This is a genomic window from Geomonas subterranea, from assembly GCF_019063845.1.
Lineage (GTDB): Bacteria > Desulfobacterota > Desulfuromonadia > Geobacterales > Geobacteraceae > Geomonas > Geomonas subterranea.
This window is the reverse complement of record NZ_CP077683.1, coordinates 2,426,949-2,444,794: the sequence shown is the minus strand read 5'-3', so window position 1 is coordinate 2,444,794 and position 17,846 is coordinate 2,426,949. Positions and strand designations below refer to the sequence as shown.

17 protein-coding genes are annotated in these 17,846 nt (G+C 64.3%); 15 read left to right on the top strand and 2 right to left on the bottom strand.

What is annotated here, in order from left to right:
• The first annotated feature begins 3 nt into the window (after positions 1-3).
• The 5 genes from buk to KP001_RS10595 all read left to right on the top strand — a co-directional run bounded on the left by buk (position 4) and on the right by KP001_RS10595 (position 6,275).
• Positions 4-1,089: a butyrate kinase gene (buk, locus tag KP001_RS10615; protein ID WP_217289471.1), complete on the top strand. Its 1,086-nt coding sequence runs from the start codon at positions 4-6 to the stop codon at positions 1,087-1,089.
• Positions 1,073-2,560: a phosphate acyltransferase gene (locus tag KP001_RS10610; protein ID WP_217289470.1), complete on the top strand. Its 1,488-nt coding sequence runs from the start codon at positions 1,073-1,075 to the stop codon at positions 2,558-2,560. The genes buk and KP001_RS10610 overlap by 17 nt, the downstream gene beginning before the upstream one ends.
• Positions 2,561-2,650: 90 nt before the next feature.
• A complete protein-coding gene (locus tag KP001_RS10605) occupies positions 2,651-3,412 on the top strand; it encodes a glycerophosphodiester phosphodiesterase (RefSeq protein ID WP_217289469.1) in 762 nt (253 codons plus the stop codon).
• Positions 3,409-5,589: an alpha/beta fold hydrolase gene (locus KP001_RS10600; RefSeq protein ID WP_217289468.1), complete on the top strand. Its 2,181-nt coding sequence runs from the start codon at positions 3,409-3,411 to the stop codon at positions 5,587-5,589. Before KP001_RS10605 ends, KP001_RS10600 begins: the two co-directional genes overlap by 4 nt.
• A gap of 41 nt (positions 5,590-5,630) precedes the next feature.
• Complete coding sequence (locus KP001_RS10595) at positions 5,631-6,275, top strand: HAD family hydrolase (protein ID WP_217289467.1); 645 nt, start codon at positions 5,631-5,633, stop codon at positions 6,273-6,275.
• Here the strand turns inward: KP001_RS10595 and KP001_RS10590 are convergent.
• Positions 6,239-6,676: a GSU0071 family protein gene (locus KP001_RS10590; RefSeq protein ID WP_217289466.1), complete on the bottom strand. Its 438-nt coding sequence runs from the start codon at positions 6,674-6,676 to the stop codon at positions 6,239-6,241. The genes KP001_RS10595 and KP001_RS10590 overlap by 37 nt on opposite strands.
• Positions 6,677-6,979: 303 nt before the next feature.
• On the opposite strand from KP001_RS10590, the gene rsgA reads away from it, so the two are divergent.
• Together rsgA and KP001_RS10580 are read left to right on the top strand one after the other, a co-directional pair.
• The gene (gene rsgA, locus KP001_RS10585; RefSeq protein ID WP_217289465.1) at positions 6,980-7,900 is read left to right on the top strand and encodes a ribosome small subunit-dependent GTPase A; all 921 of its coding nucleotides are present in this window, start codon (positions 6,980-6,982) and stop codon (positions 7,898-7,900) included.
• 18 nt (positions 7,901-7,918) lie between these two features.
• Entirely contained in the window at positions 7,919-8,641 is a 723-nt protein-coding gene (locus tag KP001_RS10580) for a spermidine synthase (protein ID WP_217289464.1), read from the top strand.
• Positions 8,642-8,837: 196 nt separating this feature from the next.
• Here the strand turns inward: KP001_RS10580 and KP001_RS10575 are convergent, their stop codons facing one another.
• Complete coding sequence (locus KP001_RS10575) at positions 8,838-9,122, bottom strand: hydrogenase maturation nickel metallochaperone HypA (protein WP_217289463.1); 285 nt, start codon at positions 9,120-9,122, stop codon at positions 8,838-8,840.
• 216 nt (positions 9,123-9,338) lie between these two features.
• Here KP001_RS10575 and KP001_RS22010 point away from each other — a divergent pair, with 216 nt between their 5' ends.
• The 8 genes from KP001_RS22010 (at position 9,339) to hybB (ending at position 17,821) form a co-directional block, all read left to right on the top strand.
• Positions 9,339-10,187, top strand: a complete 849-nt coding sequence (locus KP001_RS22010; protein ID WP_239027967.1) for an MEDS domain-containing protein — start codon at positions 9,339-9,341, stop codon at positions 10,185-10,187.
• Positions 10,184-11,182, top strand: coding sequence for a PAS domain-containing sensor histidine kinase (locus KP001_RS22005; RefSeq protein WP_367620611.1), 999 nt, complete (start codon positions 10,184-10,186; stop codon positions 11,180-11,182). Before KP001_RS22010 ends, KP001_RS22005 begins: the two co-directional genes overlap by 4 nt.
• Positions 11,183-11,205: 23 nt before the next feature.
• Positions 11,206-12,576 (top strand): sigma-54-dependent transcriptional regulator, encoded by a 1,371-nt coding sequence (locus tag KP001_RS10565; protein WP_217289462.1) that lies wholly within the window; start codon positions 11,206-11,208, stop codon positions 12,574-12,576.
• Between the two features lie 360 nt (positions 12,577-12,936).
• Positions 12,937-13,857 carry a sensor histidine kinase gene (locus KP001_RS10560; RefSeq protein WP_217289461.1) on the top strand — a complete coding sequence of 307 codons (921 nt, stop codon included), beginning with the start codon at positions 12,937-12,939 and terminating at the stop codon, positions 13,855-13,857.
• Positions 13,858-13,920: 63 nt separating this feature from the next.
• Positions 13,921-14,253 (top strand): hydrogenase maturation nickel metallochaperone HypA, encoded by a 333-nt coding sequence (gene hypA, locus KP001_RS10555; RefSeq protein WP_217289460.1) that lies wholly within the window; start codon positions 13,921-13,923, stop codon positions 14,251-14,253.
• A gap of 214 nt (positions 14,254-14,467) precedes the next feature.
• Positions 14,468-15,574 carry a hydrogenase small subunit gene (locus tag KP001_RS10550; protein WP_217289459.1) on the top strand — a complete coding sequence of 369 codons (1,107 nt, stop codon included), beginning with the start codon at positions 14,468-14,470 and terminating at the stop codon, positions 15,572-15,574.
• Complete coding sequence (gene hybA, locus KP001_RS10545; RefSeq protein WP_217289458.1) at positions 15,558-16,484, top strand: hydrogenase 2 operon protein HybA; 927 nt, start codon at positions 15,558-15,560, stop codon at positions 16,482-16,484. The genes KP001_RS10550 and hybA overlap by 17 nt, the downstream gene beginning before the upstream one ends.
• Complete coding sequence (gene hybB / locus KP001_RS10540; protein WP_217289457.1) at positions 16,484-17,821, top strand: Ni/Fe-hydrogenase cytochrome b subunit; 1,338 nt, start codon at positions 16,484-16,486, stop codon at positions 17,819-17,821. The genes hybA and hybB overlap by 1 nt, the downstream gene beginning before the upstream one ends.
• Positions 17,822-17,846: the final 25 nt, after the last annotated feature.

The following is a 17,846-nucleotide window of genomic DNA, read 5'->3' as shown; positions in this document are numbered from 1 at the left end:
CGCATGAACATCCTGGCCATCGATCCCGGCTCCACGTCGACCAAGGTAGGGGTGCGGCGCGCGGGGAAGCTCGTCAAGGCATCGATCGAGCACCCCCGCCGCGAGATGGAAAGCTTTCACGGCGTGATGGAGCAGTTGGATTACCGGATGGAACACCTGGTCCGGTACCTGCGTGAGACCGGCGCCGACCAGCTGCGCTGGGACGCTGTGGTCGGGCGGGGCGGCCTGGTCCGCCCGGTGCCAAGCGGGGTGTACCTGGTGGAGGACCCCCTGCTGCGGGACCTGATGCGCGGGGTGAACGGAGAGCATGCGGCGAACCTGGGGGGCGTTATGGCCCACGCGGTGGCCGCGCGCCAGGGAGTGCCCGCCTACGTGGTGGACCCGCCGGTCATCGACGAGATGTGGGCGGTCGCCCGGCTCTCAGGCATGGCGGGGATCGAACGGCGCAGCATGTTCCACGCCCTGAACCAAAAGGCGGTGGCGCACGAGGTGGCGCAAGAGCTTGGGAAGCCTTACCAGGAGCTGAACCTGATCGTGGCGCACCTGGGGAGCGGCATCACCGTGGGGGCGCATCGCAAGGGGCTGGTGGTGGACGTGAACAACGGTCTCAACGGGGACGGCCCTTTCTCCCCCGAAAGGACCGGGGGGCTTCCGGTGGTCGGGGTGCTGCAGCTCGTGGAGCAGGGCGCCTTCACCACGGAACAGTTGAAGAGCATTGTGGCGCGCAAGGGTGGGATCTTCTCCTACCTGGGGACGGTGGACCTGCGCGAGGCGGAAGAAAGCGCGAAAAGTGGGGACGGCTGGGCCGCCCTGGTGCTGGAGGCGATGGTCTACCAGATCGCGAAGGAGATCGGCGCCCTCGCCGCCGCTCTTTCCGGCGAGGTGGACGGCATCGTCCTGACCGGCGGCCTCGCCTTCAGCGCGACCGTGGTGGCGGGCGTGCGGCAGCGGGTGGCGTTCATCGCGCCGCTGTTCGTGCGGCCCGGCGAGTTCGAGATCGAGGCGCTGATCGCCGGGGCGCTCAGGGTGCTCACCGGAGCCGAAGAGGCCCGGCGTTACACGGGAGGTGCCGATGAAGATCGGACCTAACCTGAGGGCGGTGGTCGCGGCCAAGGGCGTGGCGATGGACGAGGTGCGCGAGGCGCTCGGATGGGACCGGGAGACCCTGGACCGGGTGCTCGGGGACCAGCTCTCGCCCGGTATCTCTGAGCTCTTGAGGCTCGCCACCTTCCTGGGCGTCGGGATATCGCGGCTTCTGGGAGGGGACCAGGAGTCGCGGAAACGGGCGGTCAAGACCGGCAGGGACGAGCGGGTCGGCGTGGACCGGCGCAACGCCCTGCATTATGAAAGCCTGGCCCAGGCCTTTGCCGGACGGCACCTGGAGCCATTCGTGGTCGACCTGTACCGCGCCCCGGAAAGCGAGCCGGACCTGAGCCGGCACCCCGGGGAGGAGTTCCTGTTCGTCCTCTCCGGCGAGCTGCTGGTCACCGTGGACGGCGAGCCCTTCCACCTCGAGGCAGGGGACTCCCTGTACTTCGACTCCCTGCTGCCGCACGTGCTGGTTTCTCTCAGTGAACATTCCCGGCTGATGGCGGTGCTCTACAAGGGCGAGTCCATGCTGCAGCTCACCAAGGGGCACGGCATGAAGAGCCTGATCGAGGCGGCGAGGCTCGCCCCGCGCCAGAAGCTGGTCCTGGTCTGCCCGGACCCCGGGTCCCTCAAGGCGGTGAACAAGGGGATAGAGGAGGGGATTCTGGAGACGGTATTCCTGGTGGGGGATCCGGACCGGGTGCGGGAATCATGCGCCGAGACCTTGATCTTCGAGAAGCAGTACCGTTTCGTCACCGTCCCCGGCGGCGCCGACCACGAGCGGGAGGCGGCGCGTGCCGGTGTGGAGCTGGTGGCGACCCGGCAGGGGGATCTCCTCATGAAGGGGGGGATCAACACGGCCATCCTGATGAAGGCCGTCCTCTCCAAGAAGACCGGGATCGGCACCGGCAAGAGGCTCTCCAACGTGAGCATCTTCGAGCTTCCCGGCGTGGAACGGCTCATCTTCCTGACCGATCCGGCCATAAACCCCGAGCTCTTCGCGCACCAGGACGCCGCCTCCGCCATCGACATCATCGACAATGCCATCCAGGTGGCGCGCGCCCTGGGGGTGGAGCGTCCCAAGGTGGCGCTCCTGGAGGCGAACGAGGTTCCCTCGGCAAACATCCCGACCACTATCCTGGAACAGGAGCTATCCCGGCGCAGCTGGCCGCAGGCCGAAGTCTACGGCCCGCTCTCCTACGACCTGGCCCTCTACCCCGAATCGGTCCGCAAGAAGGGGCTCGCGGGCAACCCGGTGGCGGGCCAGGCCGACATCATCGTGGTGCCGCACATCTCGGGGGGTAACTTCCTCTACAAGAGCTGGGTCTTCACCATGGGCGCCGAGGTGGCCAACGTGGTGCTCGGCGCCTCCGCCCCCATCATCCTCACCTCCAGAAGCGACAGCGATCTCACCAAGTTTCTCACCATCTGCGCCAGCTCCCTCTACGGGCATTACCTGCGCCGGGAGTAGCGAGACGGGGAACCTCCCCTTTGCAGTTTGCTTTCCCGAAGGCGGCCGGGTATGCTAATGAACGCTTCATCACTCCCGCGCGAGGAAAGCATGCCCAGCACCCCGCTCATCATCGGACATCGTGGCGCCTCCCGTGACGCGCCCGAAAACACCCTCGCCTCGTTCAGGCTCGCCTTCGAGCAGGAAGCGGACGGCATCGAGGCGGACTTCAGGCTCACCCGTGACGGCCACATCGTCTGCCTGCACGACGCCGCCGCTTTCCGCACCGCAGGGAGCAACCTGGAGGTGGCCGCGTCGACCCTGGCCGAGCTGCAGCGCCTCGACGCCGGGATCTGGAAGGGAGACCGGTGGCGGGGCGAGCGCATCCCGGCCCTGGCCCAGGTGCTCGAGCTGCTTCCAGCCGGCAAGAGGCTCTTCATCGAACTCAAGTGCGGAGCCGAGATCCTCGACCCCCTCGCCGCCGATCTGGCCCGTGCCGGGGTCCCGGCGGACCGGATCCGCTTTCTCGCCTTCGACCACCTGCTGGTGGCGGCGCTCAAGAAGCGTCTTCCCGATTACCGCACCTGCTGGCTGTGCGACTATCGCTGGCGCGGCGGCTGGCACCCCCCGGCCGCCGAGGTGCTCTCCCGGCTCGCCGGGATCGGCGCCGACGGTCTGGCCAGCAGGGATCGCGCCATACTGGACGCCTCGCTGGTAGGGGAGCTGCGGCAGCGGGGGCTGGAGATCCATGTCTGGACCGTCGATTCCGCAAAATCCGCCCGCAGGCTTTGCGACCTCGGTGTCGACTCCATCATGACCAACCGCCCGGGATGGCTGCGCCGCTCCCTGGACCTGCCGCGGGAGAGAGCATGAACCGCAAGGCATACCTCGCCACCGGCCGGATGATCGCGATGCTGCAGGGGTTCTCCAAGCTGCGGGTGAACGTCCACGGCAAGGAGAACATCCCGGAAGGCTCGGTCATCTTCGTCGTGAACCACTTCACCCGGATCGAGACCGTGCTGCTCCCCTACCACATCTACCGCCTGACCCGGGTGCCGGTCTGGTCCCTGGCGGACTCGTCCCTCTTCGCGGGACCGCTGGGACGCTTTCTGGACCTGATGGGGGCGGTCTCCACGAAAAACCCGGATCGCGACCGGGTCATCGTCAAGACCCTGCTCACCGGGGAGGCGAGCTGGATCATCTTCCCCGAGGGGAGAATGGTGAAGGACAAGGAACTGTTCAGAAAGAGGATGTTGCTTCCCTCAAGCGGGGTGCGCCCCCGTTCCGGCGCCGCCACGCTCGCCTTGCGCACCGAGTTCTACCGCCAGAGGATGCTGAGGCTCCAGGGGGTGGCGCCGGAGGAGGTCGCGCGGCTGCAGGGGATGTTCCAGATCCCCGACCTCGGGCCGCTTAAGAAGGGGAAGTGCCACCTCGTACCGGTCAACATCACCTACTACCCGCTGCGCGCGCGGGAGAATGCGCTCAGTCGCCTCACCGAGCTCTTCCTGCGGGAGGCCCCCCAGCATCTGAAGGAGGAGGTACTCACCGAGGGGAGCATGCTCCTTTCCGGCGTGGACATTGACATCCGCTTCGGAAGCCCCATCGACCCCTCCGCCTACCTGAAGAGCAGGACGGTAGAGGCCGATATCGTATCCACCGCCAGCTACGGCTTCGACGACCGCCTTCCGTCGCTGTCGGAGATGAAGAGAGAGGCGAACCGCCTGATGCAGCGCTACATGAGCAGCATCTACGACCTCACCACGGTCAACCACGACCATCTCTTCGCGTCGCTTTTGCGGGCCTACCCGTTCAAGGCCATCGACGAGGATGACTTCCGGCGCAGAGCCTTTCTCCTGACCAAGCTCTGTCCCAGAAACATGGAGTGCAAGCTCCACCAGAGCCTCAGCACCGACCAGGTGTCCCTCCTGACCGATGACCGCTATCACAAGTACCGGGAGTTCCGCGAGCTGGCGCTGGAGAAGGGGGTGGTCGTGCAAGTGAACGGGGAACTGGTGAAGGACCGGGCCAAGTTCTCGGCACCGTTCGAGATGCAGCGGGCCAGGATCGACAACCCCATCGGCGTCATAGCGAACGAGGTGCTCCCGCTCACCGTGCTGCAGCGCGAGGTGCATCTCACGGCGTGGCTCCCGGTGTGGCTGGTGCGCAAGAAGGTGGCACAGATCCTGGAACACCAGGCCCTGGAGGAGTTCGACGACGACTACCGGCACTACTTCCGCGAGGGGGAAAGCAAGGAGAGCGAGGTGGGGATGCCCGTGCTGCTGAAGGGGACCTCGCGCAACCTCGGTGTCGTCCTCGTGCACGGCCTCCTCTCGGTCCCGGCGCAGATGCTGGATCTCGCCCGCTACCTGCAGCGCAAGGGACTGTGGGTCTACCTGGTGCGCCTTAAAGGTCACGGCACCTCCCCCGAGGACCTGGCCCTGAGAAAGGGGAAGGACTGGGTGGAATCGGTGGACCTGGGGTACGCCCTGATGAAGGCGTTGTGCGACCGGGTCGTCGTGGGGGGCTTTTCCTTTGGCGGCGGCGTGGCGCTGGACTGCGCCAGCCGGGTGGGGGACGCGGCGGGGGTGTTCGCGGTCTGCCCGCCGCAGCGGCTTCTGGACATCTCTTCCCGCTTTGCCCCCGCGGTCACGGTCTGGAATCAGGTCATGGACGTCTTCAGCTACCAGTGGGCCAAGAAGGAGTTCGTGGAGAGCGTCCCGGAGCGCCCGGAGCTGAACTACACGAGGATCCCGGTCAGCGCGCTGCGCGCCATGGAGCGGTTCATGAGCGAGTTGGAACCGAAACTGGCAGGAATCCGGACGCCGGTCCTCGTGCTGCAGTCCGAGGGGGACCCGGTGGTCGACCCGCGCGGTTCGCAGCGGCTCTTCGAGATGCTCGGGAGCGAACAGAAGGCGTACCAGAGGTTCCCGCTTAAGCGCCACGGCATACTGGCGGGAGCCGGGTCCGAGGAGGTGCACGCCGCGGTGGGCGCCTTCCTCGATACCGTGACCGGGCCGCCCGTGCCGGGGCAGGCCCCGGTCCAGGGGTAGCGGGGCTTTCCAGATCTGTCGGGATCTGCTACAAGGGTGGTATGGAAAACGACAGCCGGCAGGGGATATTGCGGAAAAGGCATTGGGTCTTCGACCTGGACGGGACCCTCACCGTTGCCATCCACGACTTCGTCCACATCAGGAACGTGCTGGGCGTTCCGCATGGGAGCGACATCCTGGGGCACCTGGAGGGGCTGCCGGAGGCGGAGGGGATGCGGGCCCGGGCGCTTTTGCAGTCCATAGAGGAAGAGCTGGCGGGGCGGACGGAACCTGCCGATGGGGCGCTGGAACTTTTGCGGCTCCTGCATGAGCGCGGCACCCGGATCGGCGTACTCACCCGGAACACCAGGGAGAACGCGCTGACCACCCTGTCGCGCATCGGGCTCATTCCGTTCATCGGGGAGGGGGACGTGCTGGGGCGGGACGACGCGCGGGCGAAACCTGACCCGGACGGCATCCACAAACTGGCGTGCCGCTGGGGAGTCCCCCCGGCGGCACTGGTGATGGTAGGTGATTATGCCTTCGATCTTCAGACCGGCCGCGCGGCCGGCGCCGGCACCATTCACGTCGACCCGGCCCGCGCCTTCCGCTGGCCCGAACTTACCGACATCGCGGTGGCGAGCCTTGCCGAGTTGGCCGTTGCGCTGCGTCAGGCCAGCGTTTCCAGTTCGTGGTCGGCGATCTGAACGATTTCGTCGTAGATGGCCAGCATTACGTGCAGGTCACACCACTTTTTGGTCATGTTGTGGATCAGGTAGCCTCCGTTCACCAGCGTCCCCGCGAGCAGCGCGATGCCCAGGGGCCTCTGCTCCTCGACCGAGATCAGGAAGCAGGCGTAGGCGGCGATGTTGATCATGGAGAACAGCCAGGCCATCTCGGGCCCCTTGAACGGGTTCAGCATCACCTTGGTGAGATCGATGTAGTAACGGGTCATGCCCCGCACCCTGCGCATGCACTCGATGATCCCTTCGCTTTGTTCCTTCAGGTAGAGGCTGGCCAGGAAATGGGTGATGGCCTTCTCCTTGCCTTTCGCCATCCGTTCCTTCACGTACATTTCGATCGCTTCGTCGACTGTCTCTTTACTCATGGCTGCCACCTTTGGATGCCCTCTTGCGATGTTCCTGCATCCGGTCGGATCTCTATGTGAGGGGCGTTTAGTCGCCCTTCGCTCAAGTAGGAAGCCGGCACTCTGGCACCGTGCCGTGTCAAGTCTGACATAAGGCAAACTATGGTGCAAAAGGGCCCGTGTGTCAACCGGGTGTCACCTCGTGCATCTGTCCCATATATCGGCGCGAACTTGCTTTAGTTGACAACTTTCTGCTCCTGCCGTACTCTCGGAGCCTGTCTGAAAGCCAGCCGCGGCGCAATCGATACTCGGTCATGGAGGGGTATGGGGAACAAAAATCAGCACGGGAAGGACGAGGCCGAGCAGGGACTCGTCGTCTCCCATTTCGGAGTGGCGGTCGAGGTGCTCTTCGAGACGGGCGAGCGGCGCATGGTGAAGGTGAAGCGCAACTCGGGGCACGTCGTCGGGGACCAGGTCACGGTGTCGGGCGAGGTGCTGACCAGGCTTGCGAGAAGGACCGAGCTGAGCAGGCGCGACGCCCGGGGCGGCATTCACCTCCTGGCCGCCAACCTCGACGTGCTCGGCATAGTGCTCGCCCCCGGCACCCCATCGGGATTCCTGGACCGCGCCATCGTCGCCGCCCGCGCCGCGGGGCTCGCCCCCTTCGTCGTCTGCAACAAGTGCGATCTCGCCGAGGCCGAAGAGCAGAGCAGGGCGACCGGCAGCGTCTACGGCGGCATCCTCCCCATCTTCCCCTTGAGCGCCGCCACCGGTGCCGGCATGGAGCCGTTGCGCGACTATCTGCGCCAGGGGCACCGCGGCGCCTTCGTCGGTACTACGGGCGTCGGAAAGAGCTCGCTGATGAACGCGCTTTGCCCCGAGCTCAACCTGAAGGTGGGGGCGCTCTCCGATTACAACTGGACCGGCAGGCACACCACCACGGTATCTTCCCTGCACGCCCTTCCCGGCGGTGGCGAACTGGTCGATACCCCGGGCTTTCGTGATTTCGGGCTGGTGGACATCACCGCTCCCGAACTCGCCGCCTGGTTCCCCGGCTTCGAAGCGCTTCGGGACCACCGGTGTCGCTTCAACGACTGCCGCCATCGCCAGGAACCGGGATGCGCGGTGCGTGACGAGGTCGGGTCGGGGACCATCAGCGAGGAGCGTTACCTCACCTACCTGGTCCTGCTGGCCGAGGTCGAGGCCCTGGAAGAGGCGGCGCAGCGGCGCAACTGGAAGAAATAGAGAGTAAAGAGGAGATACATGGCCGTACCCTGGAAAGTATTGCAAAGCGTGACTACCGGAGACGGGGTCCTGGAACTGAGACAGCGTGGGGAACGGGATTTTCTCATCACCGTGAACGGCCTCGTGCTGATGAACAGCTCGCTGCACCGCTCGGAGGTGGCGTTGGGAGAGGTCGCCTGCGGGCACTTGAAAAACGAGGCGGCGCCTCGTGTGCTGGTGGGGGGGCTCGGAATGGCCATCACCCTGCGGGCGGTGCTGGACCAGTTGCCGGAGAAGGCGAGCGTGCTGGTCGCGGAACTGAACCCGGTGGTGCTGCAGTGGTGCCGCGGACCGCTGGCGCCTCTCACCGCCGGGGCGGCCGATGATCCACGCGTCGAGGTGGAGATCGCCAACGTGGCCGATGTCATAAGGAGAAGCGCGATGGGGAAAAGCCGCTTCGACGCCATCGTGCTCGACCTCTACACCGGGCCTCATGCCAGGACCGACAAGGTCATGGACCCGCTCTACGGCGAGATCGCCATCGAAATGAGCAAGGGGGCCCTAAAGCCTGGCGGCGTGTTCGCCGTCTGGGGGGAAAACTACGACCAGGGCTTCGACAAGCGCCTGCGCCAGGCCGGTTTCTCGGTTACCTGCGACCGTCCCGGCCGGGGGGGGCTGCGCCACGTGGTCTACCTGGCCCGCCTGGCGTCCCGTCCCGAATCGCGTCCGGAAGGGCGCCCGAAACGACAGTCCCGCCGGTGACAGGTACCTCCAAGTAACAGTTCCAACCGCCCCCGGCTCTTCCCCGCCTTACGGGAGAGGGGGGGAGGGGGCGTGCCCCGCAGCGAGAAGAGAGCCCATGGCGGCGCCCTCACCCCGCCCCTCTCCCTGAGGGAGAGGGGGAAGGCGAACGTATTTCTGGCCGCCGTGGGGCACCGCCCACCGCAGCCGCTATTCCTTACGCGGCCGCGCCGAAGTCAGCCCCCGCGTACTGCACCGCCGCGGGATCATTGGCCCTCGGCGGGGACACCGCGTGCACGCCGCCGCAGGCGGGGCACCCCTGCACGAAGGTTTGCAGCACGAACTCCTTGTCGCACTCCTGACACCGCACCTGCAACGCGTTAGGCAGCGGCGAGCAGGCCACCCGCCCGCCATGTGCCGCCAGCACAAACTCAACCAGTTCCTTTCCCGTAGCGTAGGGGCCGCCGCCCCTTAAGCCACTACCCGAACCGCAATCGCACATCTTTCCTCCCTTGTTCCTTTTGGATCACCAGCGTGCCGCACGCTAGCATGGCGCCGTTCCTGCCCGCCTTGACCTCGGTCAAAAAAACCGCTTTACCGCACGACTTCCGACCCCGTCAGACGCTAAATTCGCCCCGGCCGTTATTGCAATGCTGTTCCGTTCCAGTATATTGTGTTGGTGTTTTTTAATGTCCATCGAGCGAGGAGATGACCCCAGATGGAAGAAGAGAAGCGCAGCGCCGAAATAGCGGACATTGGAGCGGTCAACAGCCACGATCACCTCTGCCTGTTGTACCAGGATGACCCGGAGGTGTTAAACCTGGTGCTTCCGTTCATCCAGAAAGGGGTGGCGATCGGGGAGCGCTGCGTGTACCTGCACGCCGCCGCGCAAAAACTGGAGCGGCTGCTGCAGAACATAGTCGACGCGCAGAAGCAGGACGGCGGTGCGCTGATCCTGCTGCCCGTCAAGCAGACCTGGCTCAGGGGGGGGACCTTCAAGCAGGAGCGGGTCATGGAACTGTTGCGCAACATCTGCGCCGGCGCCGCTGCCGAGGGTTTCAGCGGGACCCGCATCATCTGCGACATGGGCTGGGCCGTGAAGGACGAGAGATCGCTTGAGCTTTTGCACCGGTTCGAGCGCGACCTGACCGTGTTCGCCTCCGAGCAGGACACGGCCCTTTTGTGCCTGTACGACCGGCGGCTGTTCAACCCGGAACTGCTGCTGGAACTGGCCCGCATGCACCCCGGCCTGGTCAGCGGCGGAAAAGTGTGCGAGAACCCCCTTTTCATCCCCCGGGGCTTCAGCCGCGCAAGAAGGCGGCGGTATGCGAGCTTGACGTATTCCTGGCCGCATCGCAGCGCATGGCCATGGTGGAGGCGGAAAGCGGGCGGCTCAAACAGGAACTCGAGCAGGCCTACGCGGCCCTGGCGCGCAAGATCTACGAGAACTGGCAGGAAGAGGACACCCTGCGGGCCAGCGAACAGGAGATCCACGAGAAGGACGAGGCTCTCCTTGCCAACCGCAGGCGTCTGCAGACCATCCTGCAGCACCTCCCCGTGGTCATGATGGCCTTTGACAACGGCGACCGTCTGGCTGCCTGCAACCACGAGTTCGAGCGGGTGACCGGCTACCGGGTGGAAGAGGTGATGGGTAAGCCGATGCTGGAACTGCTCCAGGTCGACGGGGAACTGCGCGAGGATGTGGTGTCGGCGCACCCGCCGCAGGGGGGAGACTACCGGGGACGGGAATGGAACCTCCGCTGCAAGGATGGTTCCCCCAAGCTCATGTCATGGTCAAACCTCTCGCATTACGTGCCCATCACCGGGTGGGTGAACTGGATCATCGGACTGGATCTTACCACGAGGGTGCAGGCGGAAAACCGGCTCAGGACGATCAAGGTCGAGCTGGAAGCCCGCACGGCCGAACTCGAGGGGATCGGTCAGGCGGTGTCCCATGACTTTGGGGCGCGGCTGGCACGGATCAGCGGGGACTGCGGCAGGTTGCACAAGCTAAACCAAAGCCAGCTCGACCCTCCCGTGCGCGAGCTCCTGGAGAACATCAGGACGGCTGCGCTGGAGCTTTCCGGGGCCATCGCCGCCCTCGAGCGCATGACCGCGCTAACGGGGGCGGAGCTGCAGCCGGTGGAGGTGGACCTGAGCGCGATGGCGTCGGAGATCGCGGCGCAGCTTCGCGACCACGCCCAGCACCCGGTTGACTTCCGGATCGAGGACGGGGTGACGGTCACCGGGGACAGGGAGATGCTCCGCCTTGCGATGGAGCAGCTGCTGGAGAACGCCTGGCACAGCACCATCGGCGTGAAACACCCCGTGGTCAGGTTCGGGACGGCGCAGGTAGAAGGGGAGCGCAGTTGCTACGTGAGCGACAACGGTCCCAGGCTCACCGCCACCCTGGGCGAGACGGCGGCCGGCGTGAGCGGGCCGGAGCGAAGCCGCTGCGGCATCGGCCTGGCAACGGTCCAGCGGATCATAAACCTGCATCGGGGACGGATTTGGAGCGCGGAGCAGGCAGGGAAGGGGGGGACACTCTACTTCCAGGTCTAGCGTTACAGGCAGAGAGGCTGGTCATGAAAAGCAACGAAACTACGCCGCTGCCGGTCGTGGTGGTGGATGACGACCAGGAGATGCTTCAGGTCTACCGGGCGCTGTTGCAGGGGCACGGTATCGGGCCGGTGCTGACCTTCGACGAAGGGGAGGCGCTGATTCCCTACCTGCGCCGCAACGAGGCGGCCCTCGTGGTTCTGGACCTCGCGCTTCCCAACATCGGCGGGGGGGAGCTGTTGCCTCGCCTTGTGGAGGAGTTTCCGCATCTTCCCGTGCTGATCATCACCGGGCTGACGGAGGTGGGGCAGGCGGTTTCCTGCATGCGAGCCGGTGCCTGCGACTACCTTTTGAAGCCGATCGACAACGCCCTGTTCCTCGCCGCCATCGAACGTGCCCTCGGGCCGTCGGAGGACGAGAGCCGGCTGCGCATGCGGCGCATGCCCTTTCCCGACCTCGTCACCGAGGACCGGCAGATGCTGAGGCTCATGAAAAGGGCCCAGGCGGTCTCCCACAGCGGACAGCCGGTGCTGATCACCGGGGAAACCGGCGTCGGCAAGGAGCTCTTTGCCGAGGCTGTGCATCGCTGTTCCGGCAAGAAAGGGTCGCTGGTGACGGTCAACGTGGCGGGACTGGACGATGCCGTCTTCTCCGACACCCTGTTCGGCCATCGCAAGGGGGCCTTCACCAGTGCCCAGGAAAACCGCGAGGGGCTGATCAGGAAGGCCGCGGGGGGGACCCTGTTTCTGGATGAGATAGGAGACCTGCGCGAGGGGGCACAGGTGAAGCTCCTGAGGCTGATTCAGGAACACGAGTACCTTCCCCTTGGCTGCGACGTGGCGGCGAAAACGGACGCCGGCATCGTGGTGGCCACCAACCGGGACCTCAAAGCGCTCCTGGAAATGGGGAAGCTGCGCGAGGATCTTTATTACCGGCTCAGCTGCCACCGGCTCCACATCCCGCCGCTTAGGGAGAGGCAGGGGGACATCCCCCTTTTGCTGGAACATTTCGTCACGCTCGCCTCGCGGCAGATGGGGAAAAAGCGACCCTGGTACCCCTCCGGGCTCCCGAGGCTATTGCAGCAGTACCACTTCCCGGGGAACGTGCGCGAGCTGCAGGCCATGGTGTACGACGCGGTCGCTCTGCATGAGAAGGGTCCCCTTTCCCTGGCGGCCTTCCGCTCGAATATGAGCACCCCCTCCGGAAGGGGACTCACCGTGGAGGGACACGAGGTCGTTACGGTCATCTTCAACGGCTTTCCCAGCATCAAGGAGGCGCAGTCGCACCTGATCAGCGAGGCGCTACGGATGTCGAACGGCAACCAGGGCGAGGCCGCGAGCATGCTGGGGATTTCGAGGCAAGCCCTCAACAACCGGCTCAGGAGGAAATCGGTCTGAGCCCCTGCAACGGACGTTGCACCTGCCACAAATGTTGCCCACCCGTGACCCGCCCCAGCAAGGCCTCGGCGCCATCCGCCACGAAAACAGTAAACCTTTGTTGCCGATGTAATGCGCAATGCAGTGGCGCCGGCCCGGGCAAGTGGCTGTGATTGCTTGGAAGACGGAGAAAAGACGATGTGGGCACGGTTGCTGCTGCAGTGTCAGGATGGACCCTGCGACAATGGCGAAGACGGGGGTGTTTTCATGGTAGCAGGGACGTCTGTTCCGGGGAAGCGTGCCACGGCCGCTTCCAGGTGCACCGGGAAAGACGTCGCCTGGTGAGCTCCTTCAGGGGGGCAGGTCAACAGGGGGTGCCCCATGACCGAAACGTACAAGGCAAAGAGGAACAACGGGGAGGGCCGGTACTTGACCATAGACAAGGAAATAGCGTCGAGCATGTTGAACGCCTCGTATGCGGTGGATCTTAAGTCGGCGGTTCACACCTCCCTGGAAACCATACGAAACATGCTCCTGGAGAGGCCTAACAACGAGGAGATCAGCCTGTTGACCCAGCAGGTGGAGCGCCTGCTCACCGAACAGACCGAGAGGCTGGAATCGATCAACAGGGACCTGGAGGCCTTCAATTATTCAGTGGCCCACGACCTCTGCGCGCCGCTCAGGAGGATCTGCGGCTTCACGCGCGCACTGCAGGAGCAGTACGCAGGGAGGCTCGACCTGGAGGGGATGGATTACCTGGAGCGGATCTTCAAGTCCTCCCAGCACATGAACGAGCTGATCGAGGCGCTTTTACAGCTCTCCCAGCTCTCGTACCTGAGCCTGAAACGCGAGGTGGTGGATCTCTCCGAGATCGTCAACGAGACCGCGGCCGACCTGACGCAGGGGTGCCCCGAGCGCAAGGTGGAGTTCGTGATCCAGTCCAGGATCCGCACCTTCGGCGACCACAACCTGCTCGAGATCGCCATGAAGAACCTCCTGCGCAACGCGTGGAAGTTCAGCCAGATGCGGGAGGTCGCCCGTATCGAGTTCGGGGCGCGGGAGAGCGACGCGGACAAGACCTGTTTCGTGAAGGACAACGGCATCGGCTTCGACATGGCCAACGCCGAGAGGATGTTCCACGCCTTCCAGCGACTGCACAGTTCGAGCGAGTTTCCCGGTAACGGCATCGGCCTCACCACGGTGCAGCGCATTATAAATCGTCATGGCGGCCGCATCTGGGCCGAAGGGGAAATCGACAAGGGTGCCACCTTCTTCTTCACGCTGCAGTCGTGCATCACGTGAAAAGGTCCTTTTGCCGCGCGCCCCGATCTGCTATGATCCCGCCACATTAAAACGGAGGCGGGCATGCACGAGATGAGCATAACCCAAAGCGTGGTGGAGATCTGCGAGGGGCACGCGGCGGGACGCAAGGTGGTGGAGGTGGTTCTCGAGATCGGGGAGCTTTCCGGGGTGGTACCGGAGAGCGTGGAATTCTGCTTCGAGGCCTGCACCAAGCGAACATTGCTGGAGGGAGCCAAGCTGACCATCGAGGAGGTGCCGGGACGGGGGAGCTGTCCCGCCTGCCACGGTGAGTTCCCGCTGCAAAGCCTCTTCTCCCCCTGCCCGGGATGCGGCGCCTTCGGCCTCGCCATCATCTCGGGCGAGGAGCTGCGGGTGAAGGAACTGGAACTCGCCTGACCCTTTTTGTCCGGCCAGGGGACAAAATGATACAAAACCGGGACAGAAGTACCCAACAAAATGAAGCAGTCAATGGCGCCGCGCGGAAAGCATCCGCGGGCGCCATTTTTTTTATTCAGTCATTTCAGTGTATTACATTTCAGTTTTTTGTTTACCGGATTGGCACGGGTGTTGCCGTATACGTGCGGTTTGATTTATCTCGAGGAGGCTTGTTATGAAAGAAGAAATGTTTTGCGAAGGGGTCACCCGCAGGAGTTTCATGAAGGCCTGTGTCACCGCCACCGCGATGATGGGGCTTCCCTTCGCCATGCATACGCAGGTGGCCGAGGCCGTTGAGAAAAACGGCAACCCTGCGGTGATCTGGCTCCACTTCCAGGAGTGCACCGGCTGTTCGGAATCGCTTTTGCGTTCGTCCCACCCGACCATTTCCACCTTGATCCTGGACATGATCTCGCTGGACTACCACGAGACGCTCATGGTCGGCGCCGGCCACCAGGCCGAGCAGGCGCTGCATGATTCCATGAAGGCCAACCACGGCAAGTACATCCTCGTCGTAGAGGGCGCCATCCCGACCAAGCAGAACGGCATCTTCTGCAAGGTTTCCGGCAAGACCGCCCTCGAATCGCTGCAGCACGCAGCCGAAGGGGCCGCCGCCATCATCAGCATCGGCACCTGCGCTTCCTACGGCGGCATCCAGTCCGTCTCCCCGAACCCGACCGGCGCGGTCGGCGTCAAGGACATCATCAAGGACAAGCCGATCATCAACATCCCCGGCTGCCCCCCGAATCCCTACAACTTCCTTTCCACCGTGCTCTACTACCTGACCTTCAAGAAGGTGCCCGAGCTGGATGCGTTGGGCCGTCCGAAGTTCGCCTACGGCAGGAGGATCCACGAGCACTGCGAGCGTCGTCCGCACTTCGACGCCGGCCGTTTCGCCAAGGCCTACGGCGACCCGACCCACGCCCAGGGCTACTGCCTCTACAAGCTGGGCTGCAAGGGGCCTGCCACCTACGCCAACTGTTCCGTGCAGCGCTTCAACGACGTCGGCGCCTGGCCGGTCTCCATCGGTCACCCCTGCATCGGCTGCACCGAGCCGGACATCCTCTTCAAGACCGCCATCGCCGAGAAGGTGCAGATCCATGAGCCGACCCCGTTCGACAGCTACGCTCCGGTCGATCTGAAGGAAAAAGGGAAGGGTCCGGATCCGCTGACCACCGGCTTCGTCGGTCTCGCGGCGGGTGCGGCACTTGGCGCCGGCGCGATGCTCGCCAAGAAGCTTCCGGGTGAGGCGCAGGAGGGTGCCCATGAAAAAGACAAGTAGACGCGACTTCCTGAAGCTGGCCGGTGCAACCGGCGCGGGCCTTCTGGCCTGCGGCGCGGGCAGCGCCCTGGCCAACGAGGGACTCCAGGTCAACAACGAGGAGCTCGGCATGCTCTACGACGCCACCAAGTGCGTCGGCTGCAAGGCGTGCATGTCGGCCTGCAAGAGGGTCAACTCCGACTATGGCTCACTCTCTTATGAAAAGGCGAAGTTCGACGAGGACGGCCTGTGGGATGCGCCGAGCGACCTCTCCGGCTCGACCCGTACCCTCATCAAGCTCTTCAAGGAGAGCGAGAAGCGCTGGAGCTACGTGAAGTACTCCTGCATGCACTGCCAGAAGCCCTCCTGCGTTTCGGTCTGCCCGGTTTCCGCCATGACCAAGGAGAAGATCTCCGGCATCGTCGACTACAACAAGAACACCTGCATCGGCTGCCGCTACTGCCAGATCGCCTGCCCGTACAACATCCCGAAGTTCCAGTGGGAAAAGGCGGTGCCGCAGATCGTTAAGTGCGACCTGTGCAAGGCGACCAACCTGCGCGAGAAGGGGATCACGGCCTGCGCCGAGACCTGCCCGGCGGGCGCCATCAAGTTCGGCAAGAGAAAGGACCTGCTGGAGGAGGCGCACCAGCGCCTGAAGGATGCTCCGGACAAGTACGTGGCCCACGTCTACGGCGAGCACGAAGGGGGGGGCACCAACCACCTCTACCTGGCCTCCATGCCGTTCAACAAGCTCGGCCTCCCCGAGATCAAGCCGGAAGCTCCGGCCGAGTTCTCCGAGAAGATCCAGCACACCATCTACAAGGGCTTCATCGCCCCGGTGGCCCTGTACAGCACCCTCTGCTTCATCGCAGTGAAGAACATGAAGAAACACCAGGGGCACGACGACGATCACAAGAAGGGGGATAAGTAATGGGACACAGTGAAGAATACCAGAAGCTGGAAGGTAAGATCTTTACCAAATCCTTCTTCATCCTCCTCTCCGTGGTGCTGCTTGGCTTCTACTTCGTGGGCGTGCGCTACGTCAAGGGTATCGGTGCCGTCTCCAACATGAGCGACGGCTACCCCTGGGGCATCTGGATCACCTACGACGTCGCCACCGGCACGGCCATCGCCTGCGGCGGCTACGCGGTCGCCATCCTGGTCTACATCAGGAACAGGATGCAGTACCACCCGATGATCCGCTCCGCGATCCTCACCTCCATGTTCGGCTACGGCCTGGCCGGCTTCTCGGTCATGGTCGACCTGGGCCGTCCCTGGAACGCCTACAACTTCTTCATCCCGAGCAAGTGGCAGGCGAACTCCGCCATGTTCGAGGTCGCCCTCTGCGTCATGGCCTACTCCACGGTTCTCATCCTGGAGTTCCTCCCGGCGATCCTGACCTCGATCGAGAAGAGCAAGTGGGAGCGCATGAACGCGATCCGCAACTGGCTGCACCCGAAGATCGCGCCGGACAAGAAGACCATGGAGGACAAGCTGGAGATGGTGCGCCTGGGCGCACTCTGGCTCAATCCGCGCCTGAACAAGGTCCTCATTTTCTTCATCGTCCTGGGCATCACGCTGCCGACCATGCACCAGTCCTCGCTGGGGAGCCTGCTCCTCATCGCTTCGACCAAGCTGCATCCGCTCTGGCACACCGGTTTCTTGCCGCTGCTGTTCCTTCTTAACTGCGTCTTCATCGGCTACTCCATCGCCATCCTGGAGTCGATCATCTCGAGCTACTCCTTCAAGCGTCCCTTCGAGATCGAGGAACTCTCCGGCCTGGCCGGGCTGATCCCGTTCGTGACCGTGATCTGGCTCACCGTCGTCATCGGCGACCTCTCCTACCGCGGGCAGATCCATGCCGCGTTGAAGGGCGACTTCTATTCCGGCTGGTTCATGACCGAGTTCCTGCTGGTCGGCTGCGGTTCGCTCATCCTCTTCGTCAAGAAGTGCAGACGGTCTGCGCGCTGGCTCTTCATCTCGGCGTCGATGATCGTCCTCGGCGGCGCCCTGTACCGCTTCAACGTCTACCTGATCGGCTTCAACCCGGGCCAGGGGTGGAAATACTTCCCCTCCTTCGCCGAGGTGATGATCACGGTGGGTATCGTGGCCCTGGAGATCCTGGGCTACAAGGTCTTCGTGGCGCTGTTCCCGGTCCTCCCCAACATGGACCTGCACGGCGCCCACAAGAAGAAGGGGCACGCCAAGAAGCACAAGGGGAGCGAGGCGGACAAAACGCTGCCGGCCGGCGAGGCCCACGCGCACTAATCTTTAATTAAGCAATCAGCCTTTG

What these genes read in the sequence shown, in the direction of transcription:
- buk (WP_217289471.1), top strand. Translation starts at nt 4, where the DNA reads ATGAACATCCTGGCCATCGATCCCGGCTCCACGTCGACCAAGGTAGGG.
- KP001_RS10610 (WP_217289470.1), top strand. Translation starts at nt 1,073, where the DNA reads ATGAAGATCGGACCTAACCTGAGGGCGGTGGTCGCGGCCAAGGGCGTG.
- KP001_RS10605 (WP_217289469.1), top strand. Translation starts at nt 2,651, where the DNA reads ATGCCCAGCACCCCGCTCATCATCGGACATCGTGGCGCCTCCCGTGAC.
- KP001_RS10600 (WP_217289468.1), top strand. Translation starts at nt 3,409, where the DNA reads ATGAACCGCAAGGCATACCTCGCCACCGGCCGGATGATCGCGATGCTG.
- KP001_RS10595 (WP_217289467.1), top strand. Translation starts at nt 5,631, where the DNA reads ATGGAAAACGACAGCCGGCAGGGGATATTGCGGAAAAGGCATTGGGTC.
- KP001_RS10590 (WP_217289466.1), bottom strand. Translation starts at nt 6,676, where the DNA reads ATGAGTAAAGAGACAGTCGACGAAGCGATCGAAATGTACGTGAAGGAA.
- rsgA (WP_217289465.1), top strand. Translation starts at nt 6,980, where the DNA reads ATGGGGAACAAAAATCAGCACGGGAAGGACGAGGCCGAGCAGGGACTC.
- KP001_RS10580 (WP_217289464.1), top strand. Translation starts at nt 7,919, where the DNA reads ATGGCCGTACCCTGGAAAGTATTGCAAAGCGTGACTACCGGAGACGGG.
- KP001_RS10575 (WP_217289463.1), bottom strand. Translation starts at nt 9,122, where the DNA reads ATGTGCGATTGCGGTTCGGGTAGTGGCTTAAGGGGCGGCGGCCCCTAC.
- KP001_RS22010 (WP_239027967.1), top strand. Translation starts at nt 9,339, where the DNA reads ATGGAAGAAGAGAAGCGCAGCGCCGAAATAGCGGACATTGGAGCGGTC.
- KP001_RS22005 (WP_367620611.1), top strand. Translation starts at nt 10,184, where the DNA reads ATGATGGCCTTTGACAACGGCGACCGTCTGGCTGCCTGCAACCACGAG.
- KP001_RS10565 (WP_217289462.1), top strand. Translation starts at nt 11,206, where the DNA reads ATGAAAAGCAACGAAACTACGCCGCTGCCGGTCGTGGTGGTGGATGAC.
- KP001_RS10560 (WP_217289461.1), top strand. Translation starts at nt 12,937, where the DNA reads ATGACCGAAACGTACAAGGCAAAGAGGAACAACGGGGAGGGCCGGTAC.
- hypA (WP_217289460.1), top strand. Translation starts at nt 13,921, where the DNA reads ATGCACGAGATGAGCATAACCCAAAGCGTGGTGGAGATCTGCGAGGGG.
- KP001_RS10550 (WP_217289459.1), top strand. Translation starts at nt 14,468, where the DNA reads ATGAAAGAAGAAATGTTTTGCGAAGGGGTCACCCGCAGGAGTTTCATG.
- hybA (WP_217289458.1), top strand. Translation starts at nt 15,558, where the DNA reads ATGAAAAAGACAAGTAGACGCGACTTCCTGAAGCTGGCCGGTGCAACC.
- hybB (WP_217289457.1), top strand. Translation starts at nt 16,484, where the DNA reads ATGGGACACAGTGAAGAATACCAGAAGCTGGAAGGTAAGATCTTTACC.